Origin of the sequence: Paenibacillus nanchangensis (assembly GCF_046543445.1) — a bacterium.
Taxonomy (GTDB): Bacteria; Bacillota; Bacilli; order Paenibacillales; family Paenibacillaceae; genus Paenibacillus_AQ; species Paenibacillus_AQ nanchangensis.
The window spans coordinates 45485-69672 of sequence record NZ_JBHOFD010000002.1; the positions used below are offsets into that span (position 1 = coordinate 45485).

Below are 24188 nucleotides of genomic sequence, written 5' to 3' on the forward strand. Positions count from 1 at the left end.
GGTCGTTTTGCCCTGTATATGCATCTCGATCTGCCTGATGAATCAGACTATATGCCTAATGATTCTTGGGTTGATTCAGTGGTTGTTGGCTGAGAATGGGTTCAGACTATACACTATAAAAAATATAGCCAATTACTATTTACATTGTGTGCAAAAGGGAGTACAATGAGCACATCCCATAAATCTTAACTTTAAGATATTATATTAGCAATTGTCTTAAAGAAAAGATAATTAACGCAATTCAAGTCAACTCGACTAGACTCAACTCAGTAAGCTCAAATTAAATCAACTCAACTAAGCTCAATTAATACAATCAACTCAATCAAGCTCGAATCAACTTATCGAAACTTAACCTACAAGAAACGGAGTGATTTCAAATGAAAAAAACAGCAGGGATTCATCACATTACGGCCATTGTCGGGCATCCGCAGGAAAATGTGGACTTTTATGCCGGCGTGCTGGGACTCCGGCTGGTGAAGCAAACCGTGAATTTTGACGATCCGGGCACCTACCATTTTTATTTCGGCAACGAAGGCGGCAAGCCGGGCACGATCATCACCTTTTTCCCGTGGGCCAATGCTTACCCAGGCAAAATCGGAGCCGGTCAGGTCGGTATCACCACTTACGCGGTGCCTGTCGGATCACTTCCCTTCTGGAAAAAGAGACTGGACCGGTTCCAAGTCTCCTACACGGACATGACGCGGTTCGGCGAGTCCACCCTCGTGTTTGACGATCCGCACGGTCTGCATCTGGAGCTGGTGGAGAGAGAAGGCGGCGAAGTCAACACTTGGACCTTTGGCGGCGTTACGCCGGAGGTTGCGATTAAAGGTTTTGGCGGTGCGACGCTGCTGTCCGCCCGTCCTGAGAAAACGGCCGAGCTGCTGGAGCGGACGATGGGACTTGAATTTGTCGCTCAGGAAGGCGACATCGCCCGCTACCGTTCGGCTGCCGGCAATGTGATCGACCTCAAAATGACGCCGGTCGCACGCGGCAGCATGGGCGTCGGAACGGTGCACCATATCGCGTGGAGAGCCGCAGACGATCAGGACCAGCTGGACTGGAAGCAGCATGTGGAGGCGGAAGGCTATGGCGTGACGCCTGTGCGGGATCGGAACTATTTTAACGCAGTATACTTTAGAGAGCATGGCGAAATTCTGTTCGAAATTGCCACCGACCCGCCAGGATTCGCGCATGATGAATCCTCGGAGACGATGGGCAGCGAGCTGATGCTGCCGGAGCAATACGAGCCGCATAGAGCTCAGCTTGAGCAGGTACTGCTTCCTTTTGAAATCAGAGAACTCGGTGAATAATCCATAAACGGGGAGGACTTCAATATGATCGCTATTGACCCGCAGCAGCAGACGGAGAGGGACAACTATAAACTGCTGATCGGCAGCATTATTCCGCGCCCCATTGCGTTTGTGACTTCTTTATCGGCGGAAGGTGTTCTAAACGGCGCGCCCTTCAGCTACTTTACTATCGTGTCCTCCAATCCGCCGATGATCTCGTTAGCTGTGCAGCGCCGGGCCGGCGCACCCAAGGATACAGCGAACAACATCCTGGAGGCCCATGAATTTGTAGTGCATATCGTGGACCGGGACAATGTGGAGGTCATCAATCAGACGGCCGCGACCCTGCCTCCCGAGCAGAGCGAAATTTCGGCGGCCGGGCTGACGCCCGTAGACAGCCTGCGGATACAGGTCCCGGGAATCCGGGAGGCCAAAATCCGGATGGAATGTACGCTGGAGCGCCACATTGAGCTGCCGGGCACCGATCTTTTTATAGGCCAAGTAGTGCAGTTTCATATTGAAGACGAGTTGTATAACCAAGGACGGATCGATCCGCTGAAGCTGGGAGCGGTCAGCCGCTTGGCGGGGAACAACTATGCGAATATCGGCGAAATTTTCACTATTGAACGGCCGATGTAAACCGGAGTGCTTCAGATAACAATTAGAATAGGCAGGAAAAAGACCATACCCAGTTGGGATATGGCCTGGTATAATATGGCTTGTACAACGGCATAAGGGTGGTCGGCTAGTCTCCCGGAAGGGAGGTGATGCCCGTGGAGGTATACCAAGCACTGACGCTAATGATTTCATTTGCGACACTGGTTGTGTTGATCCTGTCATTCCACAAAAAGAAATAGACCGCCCCTCGACAGGATAACGGTCTATTTCTGTGGCCTATTCCGAAGCCAACCGCCTTTATAGCGGATTGTACACCGGGAGCCGTGTGTCCAGCACGGCTCCTTAGTTATTTTTAGACTAACACATTGAAAATAAACATTCAATCCGGAACGTACATTCATTGCATAGGTTGTTCCTTAAAAACAAACTATAAATAATAGATGTCTTTCCGTAAACCGTGTAACGCAGCTGTAATTTACCTATTGGAGGATGATAAAAACCGACGAGCCGGTGGAGGCATCTGGTGATGTATGTAGAGGTTTATATGCACCAAATGCAGCGCCTTATATGCGCCACATACAGCGGCTTAATGCACCACACATACAGCGGCTCCTGCAACATAACAGCAGGGAACGCCTGCATGGTAACGGTCTGCCTGTAATCGGGCAGGCCGTTTCGCTTTGTTTCAGCTCTTTTTTCAAAGGAGACAGCATGCAGTGATTTCTTTAATAGTTCCGGGTTGGGCAGGGGTGCAGTATGTTAACTATCGGAAAATTAACAGCGGGCCGCCAAAGGCGCGAGAAAAGAGGCGTTATGTTCAACTCCAGGCATTTTATCTGTGAGCAGGCAGCGGAGGGGGTGTATGCGTTAATATCCAGGGAGCTGGGCGGCGCAATGAGCAATGCCGGAATCATTGATATGGGTGAATACTCCATTGTGTTCGATACTTTTAATTCGCCGCAGGCTGGTGCCGATTTGCGGGCGGCCGCATTATCACTGCTGAACAAACCCATCCGGTACGTGATTAACAGCCACTGGCATGGGGATCATGTCAAAGGGAACCAGTCGTTCCTGCAGGAGACCCGGATCTCCACCCGATTTACCAGAGAGAAAACGGCGGAGGCTCTACCAGGTTGGCTGTCATTCATGCGCGGCCTCATGCCTAACCTGGAGTCGGATATAAGCAAGGCCAATGCCGCAATGCTTGCGGAAACCGACGAAGCCCTGAAGCAAAAGCACAGCGCGGAAAAAATCTATTTGGAGGAGATTAAGGAATCCATTGAGACGCTGGAACCGACGCCGCCGAACCTGACTTTTGAAGGAGGATTGACCTTATACGGAACAAAGAGAACCGTGGAGCTTAGACCGATGGGCGCGGCGCATACGATGTGCGATACGATCCTGCTGCTGCCCGACGATAAGCTGGCGTTTACCGGAGATATTATTGTCGTATACAATCATCCGCTGCTCGCGGACGGAGATGCTTTTGCCTGGCTTAAAGTCTTGGACCAGATGGATGCCATGAATCTGGACAAGCTAATTCCCGGGCATGGGCCGGTTGCCGGACCCGAAGCGATCCGGACTGTCACCCATTACATAGAAGATATCCTTGAACTGTCGCGGCAGAATAAGCACCTTACGAGCCCGGAGGAAATCCAGCGGATCAAAATTCCGGCAAAGTACCGGGATTGGGGAGCAAGCAGCGTATTTTATAAAAATTTGGAGTCGCTGCTCCAGTAAGGGATAACCTGCCGTCGATCCGGGCAGCCTCATATTTCCTGTCGATGCCCATAAGCGCCGTAATATAGATGATCGACTCCCACCTGATTTTTTTGCCAAATATCGGACAAAGTGTAGATCGGAACGGCGGTTGTTCTCCGGCCCGGATCAGACCGGAACGTGAGCACAACCGCCGTCTTGGTGCGATTAGTCATAATACACCGCGCGATAAGGATATTCCAGATCCTTCATCCGGTATTCTTTTGGCGTCATGCCCATGTATTCACGGAAGACTTGGCCAAAATAACTGGGGCTGTCGAAGCCGCACTGCCGGCCGATCTCCTGCACGGGCAGGTCCGTAGTTCTCAGCAGCGCGATCGCGGCCTCCATCCGCCGGTCGCGGAGATAAGCCAGCGGGGAGGTGTGTTCGGATTTCTGAAACAATCTGCATAAGTGATGTTTGTTGACCCCGCAGTGGCCGGACAGCAGGTCCAGCGTTAACGGCTGTGCGTATTGCTCTTTCATCAGGCGTTTGGCCTTGTCGATAATCGTATTGGCATTTTCGCTCATGGCCCTGCCGGATTCCCGGCTTGTCCGGACCAGCGTCAGCATCCACTCGTAGACCATGGCGGACAACTCGTATTTATCGGTCACCTGCTTTTCGGCGATAGCCTGAAGCAGCTTCCACAAGCCGGTAATCAAAGGAGATGCCGGATCCCTTCGTATGACGGGGCCCTCATTTTCCATCACAAGGTCCCAGATGCGGGTTGCTTCCTGGCCGCGCAGATTTAGCCAAAGTATCTCCCACGGCTCCCCGTAATCCTTGTAATAGTAGCGGTGTTTGCTGGGAATCTTGACGAGAAAACCTGAACCTTTGGGAACAGGAATCGACTGCTGTTCGTAGTCGAGGTAACCCTCCCCGCTAAGCGTATATTGAAACACGACATGTCCGAAGTCATGGCGGAGCTCGCCGGAGAAGCCGTAATCCAGGCTGCGAATTTGCTGCCATCCGATCGAATCCAGCGTCAAAATTGAGGTATCTTCACTGCGGAAAGCATAGGACGAAAAAGGAAGCATGCCATTCACTCCTATGGATCATAGATCAATTTTCTTATATTATAGTGCATAAATTTGAGAATGTCCCCTGTGACGTGGGAGCGGAGGAGGGCAGAATGGCGCCTGGTCAGGCTGTCAGAAAAAGGAGCCAATTGGCAAGCAGCAAAACGAGGCTGGCAAGCAGCAGCGTAATCCCGCCCCGCATCGCTTTCCGGTTTGCAGCGGCCCGGATGTTTTGGTGCGGCAGAGAAAGGAGCAGACCGCACAACAGCCAGTTTAAGCTGCTTTCCATACGCAGCGGATCAGGCGGCAGAGGGGAGTCACCGGTTAGGTTCAGCAGCAGCAGGCATGCGATATTTCCTCCAAGAAAGGCCAAAGGCAGCCTGATGCTGATGCCGTTGCGTCGGCAGGTTTTTTGGACGGGAGCAGGATGATGATCTTTTGGCAGAAGCCGTCCGAATACCAGCATAACTGGTGCAAATAGAATAAGCGAGATGGCCATGATGCCTGCCAGCAGATAAACCATAGTGGAGGAGACGAGGCGGTTTAGAATTGGAGGGAGGTGGTCCAGCAGATGCTGGAGCCCGCGCCGTCCTGTTTGTTTGATCCAAGCGGTTTGCAGCAGCGGCAGCGCAATCAAGCCTTGGTAAGCCTGGGGCGGATACAGGTGCTGCACGGCAGGATAGCCGGCAGGAAGGCAGGCCGCTCCGGTGTAGACCCCGTCTGCCGCGCAGACGGGGAGCGTCCATTTTAACAAGACCAGGATCGGGCATAAACCTGCGAGAAAGCCCACAGCCAAAATTTGAGCGAGCTTTTTTGATTTTGTTTTTGTTTTGGCCATCCTTGTCATCCTTCCGATAGCGTCTTATTTGAAATATCACAGCCGGAACTCGCGATGGTTACGGGATGAAATGAAAGAAGTGCCAATTGGCCAGCAGCAGGAGATATCCGGCAAACAGCCCGCATGCGGAGTAGCGGCCGGCCAGCTGCCATCTGGTTTGTTTCAAACTTCCGTTTTTAAAAAAGGAGACTGCAAACAGCACAGCGCCTAGAAGGGCGAACGTCCAGTTTAAAGCAACGCCTAAATTCATTTGACTTACGGTGACGTTTTCGTTCAACATTCCGTTTGCCAGCATATACAGATTGTTAGCTACCAGAAGGGAACCGCACAGAATGGCGGACGTTAACCAGCGATTGGCGGCATGTGCACGAGGGAGGCCTTTTTTTATTCGCAGCAGGAAGCGGACGAGCAGGACAAATGGAGCCAGTGCAAAACAGAGCACAGTCAAAATGGTCCACGCCAGATAACTGAACAACGCCGGAAGCGAGCGGCTTTCCCGTACCGGGAGGATATCCGTCGCAATCCCTTTGCTTAACCGTACGACTTGGCCTTCCGACATTTCCGCATATAATATAGGCGCAAGTCTTTCAAATCGGGGATCGCCGGCCTGCGCAAACTGATATACTTTAGGACGGATTTGCTTCATCTCTCCCGACATTCCCATCACACTTAATGTCAGATCATGTTCGCCTTTGGCTGTAATCTTAATTAAGCCGAGGTAGTTGAGTACCTCATGATACGTGGTGTAAGTGCCGCCTGACTGCACGTAATATCCGGCCAACTCGCGGGACGGCTGTAATTCGGCTGCAGGGACTTGGGGGACTGGAGCCTCCTGCTTCTCTTTAACAAGCAGATCGATGATGCCGGAGGTAAGCTTCTGTTCAATCTCCGTGTTAGTCAACACGACGATGCCGAGCCGTTCTTCAGGCACAACGGCAAAATTACCGGAGAACCCTTTTACATTCCCGCTGTGTCCAACAACATGGGGCTGAGCCCTGTATTCCCAGAAGCCATGGGCATTGGACAAAATAGCCTCATCAGGCGTATAACTTCTGGAAAGCATTGTTTTTAATGTCTCCGGCCGGGCAAACAAAGGGGAGTCCGGCTTGTTCAGCGCCATAGCGAACCGGGCCAAATCTTCCGCAGTTCCTTCCATAGCACCGGCAGGATACATGGGAACGTAATGACGTTTTCTCACTTCGAATCCGCCGTCCGGGTTCACCGCATACCCGGCAGCCTCCATATTGCTCAGATCCGGGTGATCGGCCAGCGCCGGATGGCCGGAGCTGCGGTCCATCCCCAACGGACGCAAAATATGGTTCATTTCATAGTCGTAGAACGGTTCCCCGCTGACTTTTTCCACCGCTAATGCGGCGAGGGCGGTCGCAAAGTTGGAATAAGCGATGACGGTGCCGGGTTCATAAATTTGTTCCGGCTGGCTGGACAAAAGAGTCGTTTCCAGCGAATCCAGGTTTTTGGAGGATAGCGAAAAGGTGCTGAGCGGATGCTGCTCGTAGCCCGCCGTATGGCTCATAATATCCAACATCGTGATGGGCCTGTCGTAGCGCAGCTTGTCACCGAGTTCCTTCGGGAAATAGGCGCGGATATCTTGGTCAAGCTTCATTTTTCCCGCTTCAACAAGCTGCATCACGGCTGTCCAAACAAACGGCTTGTTAATGGAGCCATAGGCAAACACCGTGTTTGCGGGATCAACCGGTATTTTATCTTCAAGATTGGCATAACCGTAACCTTTGGAAAAAACAATCCGGTCGCCCCGTGTAACCACCACCGCGGCGCCGGGCGTGGATTTCCCGATATAGGCGTTAACATAGCGGTCGATTTCTGGTTCCAGCCGGCTAAAGGGAACTCCCGAGGGAGTTGTTCCGCTGTCTGGCGTCTTCTCCGCATAAGCGGAAACAGACGGCAGTAAAGCAAAAAGCAGACATAAAAACAGCAGCACTGAAATGGGCTTGCGTTTTTTTGAATACATAAAGTTCTCTTCCTTTTTAATCGGATAGGGGAGGATAGCCAACGTAGGACTTATAATACAGATAATGTAGGTATATTATAGCGATAATTGGCCTATTTCCCCGCATTTCCTGCCGGCAGCTGTTTGATGTTAGATGCACCGCAGGAGTGGGGGATTTTCTGAATGTGCGGAATTAATCAGGATAATCCGCGAACCGGTTACTCCGTAATTAACACGTAAGGAGTGATCTTTCTGATCCTGTATGCAGTCAACACGGACACAAGATAAGACAATGCAACGACAGCTGCGCAGATTCCGGCGGCAAGCGGCGTATGGACAACAAAACTCACTCTGGAAACCCCTGCTTCCGCAAGCAGCAGCTCCAGCAAGGAATTGGTGTAGCGGCTGCCGAGTAAAGCGCCGGTAACCACACCCAAAACGACCAAAGGCATAATGCTTAGGGTGACCTGGGTTACCAGCTGGGTCGTAGTGTAGCCTGCGGCCTTCAGTATCCCTAACTCCTTTTTTTTCCTAAGGACTGCCGTCTTGATAACCAGATATACAACCAGCACAGTCACCAGCGCCGATATGGCCAAAATGACCGCCATCACAGCCGATACGGCCGAATGATACACCTGCGTTCCGCGTTCTTTCGATTCGTCCACATTGGTCACTGACCGGATTTTATCGCCGTACTTCCTGGTAATTTCCTTTGTAAAAGCTGCCTTATCGGCGCCCTGAAGATACACATTAATGGACATTCCTTTGGTCCCGTTTCCAGGAATAAGATGGTGCAGGCCGGATGCCGTTAAGGAGGCCGCCTTGCCTCCCGTGCTGAACGTTTGGTTCAGCCCCGTAATCAGAAACGGATAAGAGGTATTTCCCGCAGTGACCTGGATGGAATCGCCGACGCTTTTTCCAAGCAGCTTGGACAGGGTGCCGGTAATCGCAATTTCATTGTCGAATTGCGGATAACGACCCTTGTAAACCGTTTGATTATCCAACTTGTCGAACCGGTCGGAAATCTCCGTACTGACAATTTGATTGTCCATTACGGTTGTGACTGAATCCCAAATCGCAGCTTTGGTTACGCCGTTCATTTGCTCAATGCCCGAAAGCAGCATCAAGCTGTCTTGCCCGGGCTGGACTTGAATCCCGATATCGGGCGTCTCCGAACCTAACATCTTGAAAAAGGCGGTTTGCTCCCCGGTAATGTTGTCGTACATCACCACCGGAACAATGGACACAAAAGTAACTGCGGACAGGATAATGGCAATCAGCACATTTTGCCGTACATTGGCGAACATGGCTTTGGCCGCAAGAACGCCTTGCAGATGGCCTATCGTTCGTTCAAGGGGAAACCAGTTCCGTCTAAAGTTGTGGGTCGACATTCCGCTCCGCAAAGCGGCGGCCGGAAGAAGCTTGCGGATGCGCGCCGCGGAAAGAAAGGCCGTAATAGACACAAACAGCGTCACTGCCACCATGCAGGCGATGTCCAATTGTATACGCCTGCCGCCGCTCCAGATCAGACCTGCCAAAGAAGAGATGAGGTTATCGTAAACCGGCATTACCGCATAGGAGGCGGCTACGCCTGCAGCACTTGCCGCTGCTGCAAGGAGCGTGTACTGGACAACATAAGCACACATAATCTGCAGACGGGTGTAACCCATCGCTTGAAGAACACCGATATTCGCCAGCCCGCCTTCGATGTTGTCCGTGATTTGGAACTTAACTACAATCAGCGCTACACAACCAATCACTGCGGCGAAGGCGGAGAGAAGCAGAGAGAGGAAGGAGACGACAAAGGTACCGCTGTCTTCCGCCGTTTGCGTATCCGCCGCCCAAAAACTGGGGTCCGCCGTCTCGCTGGAAGCCGGGAACTGCTTGTAATAGTCCATAAGCAGGTTTCTGGATTGCGTACTGTCCGCCATCAGGACAGACAGCAGCGTCCCTTGAGCGCCGGGACCTGCCGCCTTGGACAGCTGGCGGTAAGATTGTTCCGGTAAATAAAATTTCAGCAGATCCAGCCGGGGGGTGCCCATTAGTATAGATTCGTAAACGCCGGTTATGCGGTAGCTGTACCGCTCATTCCGGTAGGTAATGGTGAAGCGGTCTCCCAGCTTATACCCGCTTCTTTCTTTTAAAGAGTAAGGAATATAAATCCCGTCGTCCGTACCGGCAGGCGTTTGTTCGATCAGCTTAACCGGCGCAATCGTCCGCTTGGCGTCCGCGTTCAGCACCAGGGAACGGATGCCGAACCCGGAGTCGTCTTCGTAGAAAGGGATGGTAGAGGTGGACAGCAGGACGGCCTGTTCCTGCTCGATTTCTTTGACACCCGGCTGAGCGACCAGAAATTCCCTGTAGGCCGGGAGGTAACGGCCGCTGTTCATTGCAATGCTTACATGCGGCTCATGCAGCTCCCGTACTTTGTCTTCATAAAAGGCATCCGTACCGGACAGGACCGTCAGTCCGGCCGCGAGCAGCAGAGAGGCGAGCAGGATCAGAATAAACAGGGAGAAAGCGGCGCTCCTGGACGATCTGAAGGCGGCTGCTGCAAGATGGAGGGTCTTCACTTTACCACCCCATTTCGGCTAAAAAGCCTTTCAGCAGCTCCCGGCGCTCCTGATTCCGCCCGCCCATAAAGGAACCAAGCGCCAGATCGCCGCAGATGGTCCCGTCGCGAAGGTACAGGATCCGGTTCCCCCTGAGCGCCGTATCGAGATCATGCGTGACCGTCACGAGGGTCTGCCCGTTTACGTTCAGCTTCGTCAGAACCTCCAGCACATTATGGCTTGACGCGGAATTAAGAGCGCCAGTAGGTTCATCTGCGAACACAATGCGCGGATTGTTCATTAGGGCGCGGGCCATTCCGGCCCGCTGGGCCTCCCCGCCGGATAACTGGGAGGGGAATTTGCTCCAGGCGGATTCAGGCAGTTCGACCTCAGCCAGCAGCTGCCTTGCTCTGGCGGCGGCTTCCCGTTTGCTTTTGTATACCAGCAGCCCGCTCGCCAATGCGTTATCCAGCACACTCATATAATCCAGAAGGTGAACTTGCTGGAACACGAACCCGCAGCGGCTTCTGCGGAACACGGCAAGCTTGTCGCTGCTCATCCGCGAAAGCGGCACCTCTTCAAAAAAAACCTCGCCAAGCGTAGGCCGGTCCATACCGGAAAGCGCATAAAGCAGCGTAGATTTGCCGGAACCTGAGCTGCCCATGATGACCGTAAAATCGCCTTCCCGCAGTTCCACGTCCAGATTTTTCAGCACATGCTGTTGTACTCCGTTGTTGGAGAACGACTTGCATAATTTATTGGTTCTTAATATCGTTTTTTGCACGAAACGGTCCTTTCCTTAGCGGGAGCTTGCTGGCCGGTTATCCGGTACATTTCTACTGTACACTATCAATTCTTATCTGATCTTTGCCCGATCCTTAATCAATCCTTAATTCATTTAGACAAGCTTGATCTGCAGTATTACGGTGAATCCGTCAGCCCGGTTATGGCATTCGATATCGCCCTGCATGCTCCGCATCAGATAGCGGGATATAAACAAACCAAGCCCTGCACCAGACCGGCCTTGGGTGTTGCTGCCCCGGTAATATTTATTGAAGATCAGCGGCAGCTCGTCAGAGGGGAGGCCTTGTCCGTAATCCATGATCTCGACCTGCAGGTGGGTGGGGGTCAGGCAGGATGTAATTTGAATTGCGGTGCCCGCGTATTTGTAGGAATTGCTTAATACATTGTCGATCACTTGCTGTAAACGCAGGGGGTCGGTCAAAAGGATACATTCCGGAACCGGTTCGCATACGATCCGGTCGTCATAGCTGGCGTTCCGGATCATTTCCTGAACAATCGTACTGTACTCTTCGGTAAGGTTCACCTTCAACTCCTGCAGTTCTTCCAGCGTGGCATGGAACATATCCGTCACCAGCAGATTGATTTGCTCGGCCTTGGAGGAAATGACATTAAGCTGCTTGATGGTCTTCTCGTCGTCCGCGCGCAGCAGCATCAGTTCACTTACGGTTTTGATGGAAGCGACGGGCGTCTTGACGTCATGGCTCAGACTGGCCACAAGCTCTTTTTTGCTGCGGTTGGCTTCGTATTCGCTTTGCCGCGCCGAAGCCAGCTCCTCGCGCATGATATCGAAGCTTTCGGTGAACGCGCCAAACGGGTTGCTTTTTCCGATGCTCAGGGGAACGTCCAGATTGCCGCGGGCGATTTGCAGGGCGAAATTCTGGAGCTTCTGAAATGGGTGCAGGATAGAACGGTGGAGATACAGCACATAAAGCCCGCACAATAACGCCAATGCGGAAATCACCGTCACGGCTTTCACCGTTTGCCGCTGATTCATACGCTGTATGGTTTGCTCGTAGTTGTCATGGATAATCAGCTTTCCCGCAACCTGCCCGTCTACCGTTACATCGAGTACCGCATCCCTGGCCCTAAAAGCATCATTGACGGTTTCGGGCAAATGATCCGAAGTCCGGTACAGCACGGTCCCGTTGCGGTCCAACACGACAAATTGCTGGGTAACACCGCCAAAATTGCTTTGGCCGATTTCTCCCCAATGGCTTTCTACGGTTTTAAGCACCTGGTTTGCCGCCACGGTATCGAAGCGGAGACCGGTATCATTACCGGCCGTCCGCACCGATACCGCAATGCCGATGCCCCATACGGCAAGCAGGATCAGGAGCAGCCTTCCGGTCTTCATCGCTCCCCGTCCTGAGGCGTCTCGTCCTCCAGCACATAACCCGTGCCCCAGACTGTTTTGATATACCGGGGGCGATTGGGATCGTCTTCGATTTTTTCGCGCAGATGGCGGATATGGACGTTCAGGGTTCCATCACCGGTGAATGAGTCCTCCCATACCTTTGCAAACAGCTCTTCTTTGGGAATGACACGGTTTTTATGCTGGGCCAGGTAGCAGAGCAGGCGGTATTCCAGCGCTTTAAATTTGACCTCCCGGCCATCTACCCGGACCTTTGCAAGGGAGCGGTCAATCTGCACCCGCCCGAATTCCAGCACGTCCGTATGCGTCTGCGGTTTGCCGTATCGTCTGAGGACGGTTTTAACTTTGGCCAGCAAAATGCTCAGTGTAAACGGCTTTTGAATATAGTCGTCGCCGCCGATATTAAACGCGATCAGCACATCGTCGTCGCTTGAGCGGGCGCTGATGAACAGAATGGGGATGTCCGTCGTCTGCCGCAGTTTTTTGCACAATTCAAACCCCGAGCTGCCGCCGAGATTGATATCCAGAAGAATCAGCGAAGTTTCATTCTCCTGTAAAAAATGCTCGCATGCCTCCGCACTGGTAACATAGGCGGATTTCACATCAAACATCGAAAAATACTCGCAGGCAGTTTCCGCCAACACGGTCTCATCGTCTACGATCAAGCAGTCATAGTAGTTCATCATTGATCTCCATCGTTCGCCAGAATTTGATTAGGCTCTTCCATAACATACCATAGGCGGAAAAGACCAGTCCATGCGTATGCTGGCTGACCGCCTTATCCATCGGCTCTTTCTGCGTTATGCTTAGGCGTTACAGCAACTATGGGAGAAAGCAAAAAAGGCAGAGCGAAAAACCATCGCCCCGCCTTAATTTTCACTTGCGTACCCGCTGCTTGAAGCTGGACGGGAGCTGCGGCTGCTTCGCCGCCTACATGCAAATCCCTCAACGCCTGATTAAAAGTACACCGAAGATTACTCCACGCCTCCGTCGTTGTAAAACTGAATATCCTGGATCCGCACCGGAATCATTCCAGACGGAACCTCCAGTTCGTAGCCGTCATTTTTTTGCGCCATCAGCAGCTGCAGTCCCAAGGGGGAGAGGAACGAAATCCGGTGGCGCTCCGGGTCGGCGTTCGCGGGGAACACGATGATATAGGATTCCGTTGATTGATCATCTAAGTATTGGACCGTGACCTTGCTGCCGATTAAGGCATAAGCATTCAGCTTGTCGGTCGTAAAATCCTGCAGAATGCTCTCCAGGATGGAGCTGTACTGGGCAATCGTCTTCTCGACGAGTGCACGCTGGGAATTCCGCTCCGGGCAGTATTCATCCAGAAAGCTCAGCAATCCGTCATCAAAATACACCAGCTGGTTCACCAGCTGGGTGCGCGATCCTTCCAGCAGCAGACTATGGCTCATAGTAGACTTCGCCCCCTCTGCTCAGAATCATGGGATTGGACAAATAGTTGTTCATGTTATTCCTCCATCTGCTTAGTAGTGTGCGGGAATGGCCTGCCTATATAAACGAAAGACATCCCGCTTAAAAGGTTAAGCGAAATGCCCTACAGCCCTACCATAACAAAATTGGAACCCAGTGTCAACGCAGGTTATATTTGGTATTAAAAGTCAAATCTTAAACTTAATGTCTGCCAAATTTATATCACTTCCCGGCGCTTTTTCAGATAAGCGAACAAAATGAGGCCCGCGACCGAGCACAGCGCCGCACACAGCCCGATAAAACCGTAGCCGGCCTGAAGTCCGCGAAGGAGCCCGGTTTGTGTGCCGGAGCCGTACAGATGTTTCACTCCCTCGATAATGCCGCCGATCAGGTAGTTGCCCACCACGCTGCCAAGTCCCATCAGCGTTACCGTAAAGGTAATCGCCGTATCGCTTCCGTTGGGATAGCGGTTTGCAATAAACGCCATAACGGTTGGATAAATCATCGCAATGCCAATCCCCGCAAGCGCAAACAGGAAGGCATAACGTTCGCCAGCCAGCAGGGCGGCAAAGGTGCAGACGGCGGAAAATGCCGAAAACAGAATCAGCGACAGCGTAAATCCGATTTTGTCCGTTACCGGTCCCAGCACAAGCCGGGCCAGCGTGAAACATAAGAAAAAGACCGACAGCATCCCCGACGCCCTTACCGGGTCCCAGTCGTAGGCTTTTTCCAGAAAGTTAACCAGCCATCCGCCGACAGCCAGCTCGGACACCACGCCAAAAGACAAAATCAGCACCATCAGCCACAGCACCGGATCGCGCAGCAGCGTCTTCAGCGGCAGCCGGTCTTCATGCTTGATGTCATCCCCGGGAAAAGTGCTGAAGAGCGCGGACAAAATCGGCACAATGGACAGCGAAAGCACAACCAGATACATGCCGCGCCAGTCCAGCGTATACCCGCCGATGGTAACTTTCATCAGGCCGGTCGCCACCAGCGGCGCCACCATGGAGCTGAGGCCGTAAAAGCCGTGGGACAGATTCATCATGGTCCCTGCATTTTTTACAAAGATGCGCGCCCCGAGAATAGCGAGTCCGATCTCCAGCATCCCGTTGCCGATATACATCAAAAAGTAGGAGGCGGAAAACAGAGCGTAATGCTGCGACACAAAAATCAAAATGCCCGAGCCGGCCATTGACGCAAAAGCGGCGATAGTGACCCATTTGATCCCCCAGATCCGGGTAAGGTAAGCCGTAAACGAACAGGCGATCAGGTAACCCAGTGCGTTAAGCGACAGCAAAGCGCCAAGCTCCGATTCACCCAAGCCAAAATCGAATTGAATGCGGGGGATGGCGGGGCCTTTAATATTTTCCGAGAAGCCAAATACGATAAAACCCAAAAAGATGGTTGCAAGCTGCATCATATAAATCTTGTTAAAATTGACGCGGAATTTCTTCAATCTCGAAACGCTCCTTCTAGTTATCTTCTGGCAATCAGCTGCAGCCGGTACGTCAGGCTTTCCAGCGTTGCGGTCACCAGGCCTGTCATGTATTCTTCTTCGGTATTGTTTTTGATAAAAAGCGCTGGCATATGCTCCTCGGGAATATAGTTCAGGCAGCCTGCGTACAGTTCGTCCAGCTGCGCCTCCCGCGGCAGTTCACCCGTGATGGCGATGGCTGCCGGATTGATCATGACGATGACCGAGCTGAGAATGTTCACTGCAAGCGGAATAAAGCCGTCTTCAGTGTGCAGCCGCTCCAGCTGCTCCTCGCGGGTCAAGCCGAAGGGCAGGAAGGAGACTTCACCGCCAAAATGAGTGTTGCCGGATACAATTCCGCCGTTGACGATAAAGCCGGCCCCAGGGAATTGATTCGCCGGGAACGTAACCACTGCAAACGTGGTATCCTCCTCAAAACGCTGCAGGTGGTACAGCCCGTAGACGGTCATGTTCATATCGTTTTCGATCGTGATTTCCATGCCGTATTTCTCTTCGAGATACGGTCCAAGCGGTGCACCCGCGAGTTCGGGCACATCACATACGCCGATTTTGCCGCTATGGACAACACCGGGGATGCCGATCCCGATCGCCTGAACATTGCCGAATTCCGTAATCAGTCTGCCGATCAGGCTGTCGATCGTCTCCATCCCGATGGTCTCCAGGTGCAGCGTTTCGGTTTGGACCGGTTCGCCGCTCAAGTTAACGGCAGAACAGCGGATCCAAAACCGGCCGCCTTCCGCCCGAACGAGAAGACACACCGCGTAGCCGAAGTTGGAGTTGTACCTGTACTGCTTGGCTGGACGGCCGCCGTGGGATTCGTCCGGTTCCAGCTCAATCACTTCGCCTGTGGCGGCCAGTTCGTTCAGGATCGTTCCGCAGGTCGCGACGCTCAGTTTGGTCAACCCGGCGATCGAGGCCTTTGTGCCGGTACCCGCCGCTTTCAGGGTGTTTTTGACCAGCTCCACATTGATTTTTTTGACCTGGAGCGTGTTGTGGGAATGCACGGCCTCCCTCCTTGTTCGAGTCTTATTAAAAGTGTTTTAATAAGTGGAGTATAGCACCGCCGGACGATAAAAAATATAGTTTTTGTAAAAAGTTTTAGGGTGTGTACGCAAACAACCCTGGAGCTACACCTGTTTATTGTCAGATCGATCTACGAATCCTCTCCTGTGACACACCTGCAGCGGATTACCACAGCACGCGATACAGAGGTCTTTCCGGACCCAGCGGACGTTATTTCTGAAATTCTTGGGCTTGGGTATGCCTTGGCGGACTCCAGATCCGTTATTCGTACCGAAACCATACAAACTATGGATTCTCCGCGTAAATAGGGGCATCTGAGTCCGTCACTTTGCCAAAACACGGAATAAACAGCAAATAAGGTCCTCTAAGTCCGTCAACTTGTACCCATACTTGCTCTGGCGGCTACAAAAGGCAGGAATCTGGGGTGAAATCCTGAAACATATTACCATTGAACCCGATTTTGAGCAGATGATGATGGATACCACCATAGTCCGAGTGCATCCGCATGGGGCCGGCGCAAAGGGGGCAAAGCAAGCAAACGATCAGACTATGAAAAAGACAGCCAGCATGTTCAAGGCTCTTTTCACATTGATTTCGATGAGGTTATGGCTGAAATAAGTTTGCGTACAGACTCTAGGTTAAACACTTGATGGTGTGTTAAGCTGTGTGAGTAGGAGGAGGAAGAATATTACAATAGGCCTTGTACTAATTATGGGAAGGAAGAAAAACAAGTTCTTTACAATCTGTATCAATATTATAAACATGAGTTTAGTCCATACACCAATATGGATATAGGGTTGGATGGACCGTTCTCCATTAACTTAGAACATTACTGGGAAGATCCCAGATGGAATCCGTTTCTAATCTGTTATGACAAAAAGATCGCCGGTTTTTTGATCATCCTCTTCGATAATTACGATACGGATCCCGATCCAATCCATGTCATCTATGATTTTTTGATATTAAGGAAATATCGGAGAAAAGGAATTGGAAAGTCGGCGGCAGTGCAAGCGTTTAACCTTTACAAAGCGGTTTGGACAGTTGTCCAGATCAGTGAAAACCGCCCGGCGCAGCACTTTTGGCGGGATGTGGTGAATGATTACACTGAAGGGCAATATACCGAAATTTTTCGGGAAGATCTAGGGCGTGTCTGAAAACTCATCATTGGGTCAATTTGAAAATGGAGGCAAGGTATATAAACGCGAGGAATGACTTAGCCAACTTGTCGTAACGAGTCGCCACGCGGCGAAAGTGTTTGATTTTACTGAAAAAGCATTCAACCAAGTGACGTTCTTTGTACCGATACCAATAGACTTTCCATGGATGTTGACTGTTCGCTTTAGGTGGAATGGTGTAAGTGGCCTGTTTAGACGTAATCCAGCTCCGAATGCCTTCGGAGCCATAGGCTTTATCGCCAAGAATATGGCTTCCCGTAATATCCAGCTCTTGGAGCAATTCGATCGCTGGAACGGAATCATAAACTTGGCCACCCGTCAGAAGAAAGGCTAGAGGATTTCCTAATCCATCGACTACCGTATGAAGTTTGGTTGTCTTGCCGCCACGACTGACGCCGATGTGTTGATTCACTTCGTGTCCGTCTGCGTTTTTTTTGCACCCGCACTGTGTTGGTGGGCTTTGACCGATGTAGAATCAATGCTCACGTTCTCAAAATCCGGTTCGATCTGAAGGGCTTGGAAGATCGAGATGAGGAGTCCGGAGTCTCTCCATTTGCAAAAGCGGCTGTAGGCGGTTTTCCATGAACCATAACGTTCTTCCGGCAAATCTCGCCATGCCGCACCGCTTCGGGCGATCCAAAGTAAGGCATTAAACATCGTGCGATTACTTAATTTTGACGGATGTCCTGTTTGATAGGGCGGGAACATGTCCTTTATTTGCTCCCACTGCTCATCGGTTATTTCGTACCGCCTTGGAATCATGTTTGTTTCTCCATTCGTTTTTCTCATATCATACCATATGATTCTTTAGTTTTCAGACACGCTCTAAACAAGTATGTACAAACATTCAATAATAGAGATTTATAAAGAATATGCAAACGACCAGGGAGGTGCCCAAAAGTGGCTAAAGAAATCCGATGCCGGTCAGTTGCTGTTGTAATTTTTTCCGTGGCGCTGCTGCTGGCGGGGATTGACGGGCTGTGGATTCATGGAGGAAAGGCTGACGGTTTGGGCATCGCGGCGCTTTATGTACTGCCGCCGCTTGGGAGTGTGTTTGCGTTTTTGTCCTGGAGACGAACGGGCTCCACGCTGGATTGGCTGCTTCTGTTTGTACCTGTACTTATCTTCTGTCTGGCCATTCTTTATATGACGGTAGGGACGCTGGTGTTTGGAGTGTAAGCGACCGGTGTTGGGGGTGTAACCGACCCGTGTTTGGAGTGTAAGCGACCGGTTCTTGGAGGAGCGCGCATCCCGGGATGGGGTCAGCTCCAGGAGATATTCATTTGGTTAAATTCCAAAATTTTGTAGGATCAGATCGGCGGGTCTGTTACAATAAAAAAAGATGATGAAAGGAGGGTTACGTGTGATTGATCAATCCCGGTTGGAGCTGCTGTGAAATGCTGTTTTAGCTCTTGCTCCTCTGTCTTTGCGCAGGGTAATCGGGATTCGTCTGTCTACATGTGATCTTCTACGGATGGGACAGTTCAGTCATTGGGGTGGTGGAGCCGCCTGAATTGTCTGGGCTCTTCTTCTTTTGCACGGGAGACATTTCGTCCTTGATTACGGCCGCACAGACACCTGGAGTCTGTGTTTTTTTATGGATTTGGCCAAATAGGAGGCGATGTACAATGAGCAGTACCTTATCTGAAGCAAATGAAAATAACCGGCGCGAGCTGCTGGAGCTGGCGGAACGGAACGGTCTCCGTTTGCTGCCCGGGCGCTGGGACGTGAATGAATCGGGAATGGATTTTGTTGTTGCGTTTACGCAGGATACGGAGGGAAGGGACTGGGTCCTCCGCAAACCGAGACGGGAAGACGTATGGGAGCGGGCGGTCAATGAGCGCAAGGTGCTCCAGTTTATCGCGGGACAGCTTCCGGCGGAGGTGCCGGACTGGCTTATCTTCACCCCGGAGCTGATCGCTTATCCGCTGCTTGGCGGGCATCCGGTCGCCACGGTTGATCCGGCGGGAGGCGGCTATGCATGGAGAGTGCCGCAGGAGGAGCTGCCGGAAGCGTTTAAGGATTCGCTTGCCGCCGTGCTGGCGGCGCTTCACCGGATCGATCCCGAAGCGGCGGCCCGGGCGGGCATCCGCTGCAAAAGTCCGGAAGAGGCGAGACGGAAGTTCGCTGCGGATATGGAAGAAATCCAGCAGTCCTTTGCTGTTCCCGCCAAGCTGCAGGACCGTTGGAACCGGTGGCTGTCCACCGACAGCTTTTGGCCCGGCTATTCCGCGCTGTATCACGGGGATCTGCACCCGCCGCATTTGCTGGTTGACGAACAGGTGCGGGTAACGGGTCTGATTGACTGGACGGAGGCGGAGGTGGCGGACCCGGGCAAAGATTTTGTTATCCTGTATGCGCTGTTTGGCGAAGAAGGGACACGGGATTTGCTGTCCCGGTACGAACGGTCGGGAGGCAGAACATGGCCCCGCATGTTGGAGCATATTGCCGAACAGTGGGCGGCTTATCCCGTACAGGTGGCAAAATTTGCGCTGATTACCGGCCGAGACGCAGACCGGAAAATGGCCGAGGGGATGATGGCCCAGTGGGGGACGGAGTAGGTGCGGGCTGGCTTGTTGCTTAAGTGGAGCCGGGATGCTGGCTGGACGCAAGAACTAACTATGGAGGTTGACCGTTAGAACAACCCGTGAGGCTGACTGCCAGAACCAACCATGAAGGTTGACTGATGGAACGATCCGTAGAGGCTGACTGCCAGAACGAGTCATAGTAGCTCACCGCCAGAAGCAGTCATAACGGCTAACGTCCTTGAGAGCGGGTGGGCGGAACCTCGGTGGCCAAGACAAGAGGCTGATCGGCTAACGAAATAATCTGGTTGAGCATCCGTGCGTCAAGAGGCTTGACATTCATGCGCTGAGTGGGCGACCATCTAACAAAAACTAAGTTGGCGGTCTTCGATGGGTAAGACAGCAATCATCGTCAATTAATAGAAACACGGCGGCGGAAGCTCATTAAGCGAGAAGAAACGCCAAAAAGAGAAAGCCGAACCGGAAGTGAGGATTTCTTCCGTCCGGTCCGGCTATTTTTTGTACCAATGGGTCCCATGGTGTAGGAATACGCAAACATACTAAATTACTGGACGCACCTCTGCGAGAGAACTTTGTACGAAAAATCATACAAAATCCTCGCGATGAGAGCTCTCCATTACAATTTTGTACGAAAAATCATACAAAATCACTGTGGTGGCCAATTAGCGCCATGGATTTGGATGGATTTTCACATAAAGTGGATCCGGAGCGCACGAGGCCGGTTTGAATCTTGGCCTCGGATGGTTAGACTGCTTCTATGCATTCACCCAAGCCCGTTTCGTTTCGAAAAAGGAGCAGTCCTGTGTCACGCCATATCTTGACTCAAGGGCCTGTCCCATTTTTGCATGCGGATATGGATACGGATGCGGCGGATACGTCTGCGGATGCGGAAGAACAGCGGTTCAATCACTCGATATTCGGCGTCGACTCCCGGAAAATCGGCTTCGTGTAAATATGCGACACCTGATAAGGCTGGGAAGGATCATGAATCCGCGACAGCAGCATCTCGGCGGCTTTGATGCCCATCTCGTTGCTGTAAATGTGTACGGTTGTCAGATGAGGCTCCACAATAACGGATTCCGGCCCGTTGTCGAAGCCGCAGATTACCACGTCCTGCGGAATCGACAGGTTCCGGTTCCTCAGGTTTTTGACTAACGATACGGCAATGTAGTCATTGGCGCAGACAAAAACGGAGGGAAGCGCCTCCATACTGTTCAATTGTTCGTCGATCCAGCCAGGTGTGGAGAACAGCCGGTCGTCGTCCACGATGCACTGGGAGCGGTCCAGCCGGATATCCGCCTCGTTCAGCGCCCGGTTAAAGCCGGTCCAGCGCTCATGAAAGCTGCGGCAGTGATTATAATCCCCGACAAACCCCAGCGTAGTGTATCCGCCTTCAATCAGTTTCCGCGTAACCTGATAGGTGCTGTGTTCATTTTCCATAAGCAAAACGTCGGCGTGGAACTCCGGATAGCATACATGCGCGGAGCAGTCGATAAAAATAGTCGGAATCCCGAGACCCGTAATCAACTCGCTGTATTCCAGATCAAACAGCTCAATACAAATGATGCCGTCCACGTTGGCTCTGTCGAAATTGTTCGGCAGGGACTGCGTTTTGCGCTCGATGTCGCGGATGATGTGAATGGACAAGTTGTAGCCTTCCGCGCTGATGCGGCGTTCTAGACCGCTGATCAGCCCCGACCCGAAATGCGACGTATTCGGCAGGTTTTGGGTTAAGAGGGCGATATTGCCCGAGCTTTTGGACAGGATGCCGTCATTATCCATAAAAGCGAACTGCTTGTATTTAAGTTCAATTGCTTTCTTGATTACCTTGTTCCGGGTTTCTTCCGGCAGGCTTCCGCTTCCGTTCAGCGCTTTGGAGGCGGTGTTTCGCGAAATGCCGAGTGCGTCGGCGATATCCTGAATCGTTACTTTCTCTTTCGCCATCCTGTCACCTCAAAAAGTCGATATCTTTCTGTCTTGTGCATTCGATAAGTGTTCTTATTTACAAATGTACATTATTTCAACGAGAATAGCAATGATAAGTTTACAAATGTAAAATTAAGATTACATTTGAACAACTAAATTGATTCATATTACCCACCATTTTCCTCTTAATCACTGAATGGTAAGGCTTTCTCCCGATAAAACACGGCTTTTCCTCCACTTTTTTATGATATTTTTACATTTATTTATTCAATATGAGAATAACAAGTTACCAAATGCACAATTATAATTTTACAAAATGTATTGACGGATGAAGGCGCATTTGATAAATTGAAGGGGCATCAGATGCGTTAATGTGTGAACCATTGGAAGCCTTTTCCGTTGGCAAATGCAAACTTCTTAAGAAACGGGGGCATAAACTTTGCAAAATATGATGAAGGCCACAGATAGCGGAGCGGCGCTGGTTCGCACCGGCAGGCGGAGTCCGCTCGAATATTTGAAAAAGCATTATTTTTTATATCTCCTGCTGGCGCCGGCGCTGATTTTGACTCTGGTCTTCAAATACGGGCCGATGTACGGTGCGGTGATTGCATTTAAGGACTTCAGCCCAATCAAAGGCATTTTGGGCAGCGAGTGGGTGGGACTGAAGCATTTCGACAAATTCCTGTCTTCGCCGAACTTTGAAGTGATTTTTATGAATACGCTTAAATTAAGCTTGTTCGGGCTTCTGCTGAGCTTTCCGGTGCCGATTATTCTTGCGCTGATGCTGAACCAGGTGCGGAAGGCCGGGGTCAAAAAAAACATCCAGCTGTTCCTGTACGCCCCGAACTTCATTTCCGTGGTCGTCATCGTCGGCATGCTGTTTATTTTCCTGTCGCCGACAGGGCCCATTAATCAGCTGGTCGTCTGGCTGACCGGTGAACCGGTAATGTTTATGTCGAAGCCTGAATACTTCAGGTGGATTTACATTTTGTCGGATATTTGGACCGGGGCCGGGTGGTCTTCCATCATCTACGTCGCCGCGCTGGCCAATGTGGATCCCGAGCTGCACAACGCCGCCAATCTCGACGGAGCCAGCCTGCTGCAGCGCATCCGGCATATTGATCTGCCGACCATCCGGCCGATTATGGCGATTGTCTTCATTCTCGCCGCAGGCGGCATCATGTCGATCGGCTTCGAAAAAGCGTACCTGATGCAGACGGCGATGAACCTGCCGACCTCGGAGATCATTCCGACCTATGTTTACAAAATGGGTCTGCAGGCAGGCGATTACGCTTATTCCGCCGCCGTTGGTCTGTTCAACAGCGTCATTAACGTCGTGCTGCTGGTTACCGTCAATTTTATCGTCAAAAAGCTGAACGACGGCGACGGTCTTTACTAAGGGGAAGGAGAAACTGCAATGACCATTAAGCCTACCGGCCGGGACCGGATTCTGCTCGGCATCAACGCCGTCGTTCTGACGTTCGCCGTTCTGATCGTCGTGATCCCGCTGCTGTATATCGTAGTTGCTTCTTTTATGGACCCGTCCGTGCTGCTGAGCCGGGGGTTATCGTTCCGGGTGTCGGACTGGACGCTCGACGGTTATCAAAAGATTTTGTCCAATCCCGCCATGGTGCGCGGATTCGGGAATGCGGTGCTGTACTCCGTGGTGTTTTCGTTCATCACTGTGACCGTGTCCGTTTTCGCCGGTTATGCCCTGTCCGATGACCGGCTGAAGGGGAAGGGACTTGTCATGACCCTGTTTTTGATCACCCTGTTCTTTGGGGGCGGGCTGGTGCCTACTTACCTGCTGGTCAAAAATTTGGGCCTGCTCGATACCATCTGGGCGGTTGTAATCCCCGGGGCGGTTAATGTCTGGAATATTATTTTGGCCCGGACCTTCTTTAAAGGCGTGCCCAAGGAGCTGCGGGAGGCGGCGGATGTCGACGGCGCGTCCGACGCGACGGTGTTTTTCCGGATCGTGCTGCCGCTGTCGAAGCCAATTGTGTTTGTGCTGGCGCTGTACGCTTTTGTCGGCCAGTGGAACTCTTATTTCGACGCCATGATCTACCTCGACAACCCGAATCTGCATCCGCTGCAGCTAGTTCTCCGCTCGATCCTGATCCAGAACCAGGTTGATCCGGGCATGATCGGCGACCAGCTGGCGATGGCGGAAATGAAACGGCTGTCAGAGATCATCAAATACGCGGCCATTGTTATCTCCAGTCTGCCGCTGGTGGCGATGTATCCGTTTTTCCAGAAGTATTTTGAAAAAGGTGTCATGGTCGGTTCGCTGAAATAGGGGCCGGATGCACATACAGTTACCCAAACCGGCGCTGCGCCTGCTGTATCCCGTCTTTTTCTAT

The 24188-nt window shown here is 51.8% G+C and carries 21 protein-coding genes; 9 read left to right on the top strand and 12 right to left on the bottom strand.

From position 1 onward, the window contains the following. Positions 1–377 precede the first annotated feature (377 nt). The 4 genes from ACE6ED_RS01700 (at position 378) to ACE6ED_RS01715 (ending at position 3647) form a co-directional block, all read left to right on the top strand. The gene (locus tag ACE6ED_RS01700) at positions 378–1310 is read left to right on the top strand and encodes a ring-cleaving dioxygenase (protein WP_410825220.1); all 933 of its coding nucleotides are present in this window, start codon (positions 378–380) and stop codon (positions 1308–1310) included. A gap of 24 nt (positions 1311–1334) precedes the next feature. Next, the gene (locus ACE6ED_RS01705; protein WP_410825221.1) at positions 1335–1928 is read left to right on the top strand and encodes a flavin reductase family protein; all 594 of its coding nucleotides are present in this window, start codon (positions 1335–1337) and stop codon (positions 1926–1928) included. 128 nt (positions 1929–2056) lie between these two features. Then, a complete protein-coding gene (locus tag ACE6ED_RS01710) occupies positions 2057–2146 on the top strand; it encodes a putative holin-like toxin (RefSeq protein ID WP_222850467.1) in 90 nt (29 codons plus the stop codon). Between the two features lie 574 nt (positions 2147–2720). After that, complete coding sequence (locus ACE6ED_RS01715; RefSeq protein ID WP_410825222.1) at positions 2721–3647, top strand: MBL fold metallo-hydrolase; 927 nt, start codon at positions 2721–2723, stop codon at positions 3645–3647. A gap of 186 nt (positions 3648–3833) precedes the next feature. On the opposite strand, the gene ACE6ED_RS01720 is transcribed toward ACE6ED_RS01715, so the two are convergent. The 10 genes from ACE6ED_RS01720 to ACE6ED_RS01765 form a co-directional block, all read right to left on the bottom strand. After that, entirely contained in the window at positions 3834–4703 is an 870-nt protein-coding gene (locus ACE6ED_RS01720; RefSeq protein ID WP_410825223.1) for a helix-turn-helix transcriptional regulator, read from the bottom strand. Positions 4704–4809: 106 nt separating this feature from the next. Beyond that, positions 4810–5523, bottom strand: a complete 714-nt coding sequence (locus ACE6ED_RS01725) for a hypothetical protein (protein ID WP_410825224.1) — start codon at positions 5521–5523, stop codon at positions 4810–4812. 58 nt (positions 5524–5581) lie between these two features. After that, a complete protein-coding gene (locus ACE6ED_RS01730) occupies positions 5582–7513 on the bottom strand; it encodes a serine hydrolase domain-containing protein (protein ID WP_410825225.1) in 1932 nt (643 codons plus the stop codon). A gap of 197 nt (positions 7514–7710) precedes the next feature. Further along, a complete protein-coding gene (locus ACE6ED_RS01735; protein ID WP_410825226.1) occupies positions 7711–10065 on the bottom strand; it encodes an FtsX-like permease family protein in 2355 nt (784 codons plus the stop codon). Position 10066: 1 nt separating this feature from the next. Beyond that, positions 10067–10828 (bottom strand): ABC transporter ATP-binding protein, encoded by a 762-nt coding sequence (locus tag ACE6ED_RS01740; protein WP_410825227.1) that lies wholly within the window; start codon positions 10826–10828, stop codon positions 10067–10069. Between the two features lie 114 nt (positions 10829–10942). Next, positions 10943–12202: a HAMP domain-containing sensor histidine kinase gene (locus ACE6ED_RS01745; protein WP_410825228.1), complete on the bottom strand. Its 1260-nt coding sequence runs from the start codon at positions 12200–12202 to the stop codon at positions 10943–10945. Next, positions 12199–12906, bottom strand: a complete 708-nt coding sequence (locus ACE6ED_RS01750; RefSeq protein ID WP_410825229.1) for a response regulator transcription factor — start codon at positions 12904–12906, stop codon at positions 12199–12201. Before ACE6ED_RS01750 ends, ACE6ED_RS01745 begins: the two co-directional genes overlap by 4 nt. 288 nt (positions 12907–13194) lie before the next feature. Continuing rightward, positions 13195–13641, bottom strand: a complete 447-nt coding sequence (locus tag ACE6ED_RS01755; RefSeq protein WP_410825230.1) for a GreA/GreB family elongation factor — start codon at positions 13639–13641, stop codon at positions 13195–13197. A 236-nt stretch (positions 13642–13877) separates the two neighbouring features. Beyond that, the gene (locus tag ACE6ED_RS01760; protein ID WP_410825389.1) at positions 13878–15080 is read right to left on the bottom strand and encodes an MFS transporter; all 1203 of its coding nucleotides are present in this window, start codon (positions 15078–15080) and stop codon (positions 13878–13880) included. Positions 15081–15136: 56 nt separating this feature from the next. Then, positions 15137–16159: an ROK family protein gene (locus tag ACE6ED_RS01765; RefSeq protein WP_410825231.1), complete on the bottom strand. Its 1023-nt coding sequence runs from the start codon at positions 16157–16159 to the stop codon at positions 15137–15139. 816 nt (positions 16160–16975) lie between these two features. Between ACE6ED_RS01765 and ACE6ED_RS01770 the strand changes: the two genes are divergently transcribed. After that, positions 16976–17332 (top strand): GNAT family N-acetyltransferase, encoded by a 357-nt coding sequence (locus tag ACE6ED_RS01770; protein WP_410825232.1) that lies wholly within the window; start codon positions 16976–16978, stop codon positions 17330–17332. A gap of 7 nt (positions 17333–17339) precedes the next feature. Here the strand turns inward: ACE6ED_RS01770 and ACE6ED_RS01775 are convergent. Beyond that, positions 17340–18115, bottom strand: a protein-coding gene (locus tag ACE6ED_RS01775; RefSeq protein ID WP_410825233.1) for an IS5 family transposase whose coding sequence is annotated in 2 segments (ribosomal slippage) — positions 17340–17797 and positions 17797–18115 — 777 coding nt in all. Because the reading frame shifts where the segments join, the coding sequence is not laid out codon by codon here. A 138-nt stretch (positions 18116–18253) separates the two neighbouring features. Here ACE6ED_RS01775 and ACE6ED_RS01780 point away from each other — a divergent pair. Further along, positions 18254–18532 (top strand): hypothetical protein, encoded by a 279-nt coding sequence (locus ACE6ED_RS01780; protein WP_410825234.1) that lies wholly within the window; start codon positions 18254–18256, stop codon positions 18530–18532. 449 nt (positions 18533–18981) lie between these two features. Next, on the top strand, positions 18982–19914 hold the full coding sequence (locus ACE6ED_RS01785; protein ID WP_410825235.1) for a macrolide 2'-phosphotransferase: 933 nt from the start codon (positions 18982–18984) through the stop codon (positions 19912–19914). 891 nt (positions 19915–20805) lie between these two features. On the opposite strand, the gene ACE6ED_RS01790 is transcribed toward ACE6ED_RS01785, so the two are convergent. Then, on the bottom strand, positions 20806–21843 hold the full coding sequence (locus tag ACE6ED_RS01790) for a LacI family DNA-binding transcriptional regulator (RefSeq protein WP_410825236.1): 1038 nt from the start codon (positions 21841–21843) through the stop codon (positions 20806–20808). 430 nt (positions 21844–22273) lie between these two features. On the opposite strand from ACE6ED_RS01790, the gene ACE6ED_RS01795 reads away from it, so the two are divergent. Both ACE6ED_RS01795 and ACE6ED_RS01800 read left to right on the top strand, forming a co-directional pair. After that, on the top strand, positions 22274–23224 hold the full coding sequence (locus ACE6ED_RS01795) for an ABC transporter permease (RefSeq protein WP_410825390.1): 951 nt from the start codon (positions 22274–22276) through the stop codon (positions 23222–23224). An 18-nt stretch (positions 23225–23242) separates the two neighbouring features. Beyond that, positions 23243–24124, top strand: coding sequence for a carbohydrate ABC transporter permease (locus ACE6ED_RS01800; RefSeq protein ID WP_410825237.1), 882 nt, complete (start codon positions 23243–23245; stop codon positions 24122–24124). Positions 24125–24188: the final 64 nt, after the last annotated feature.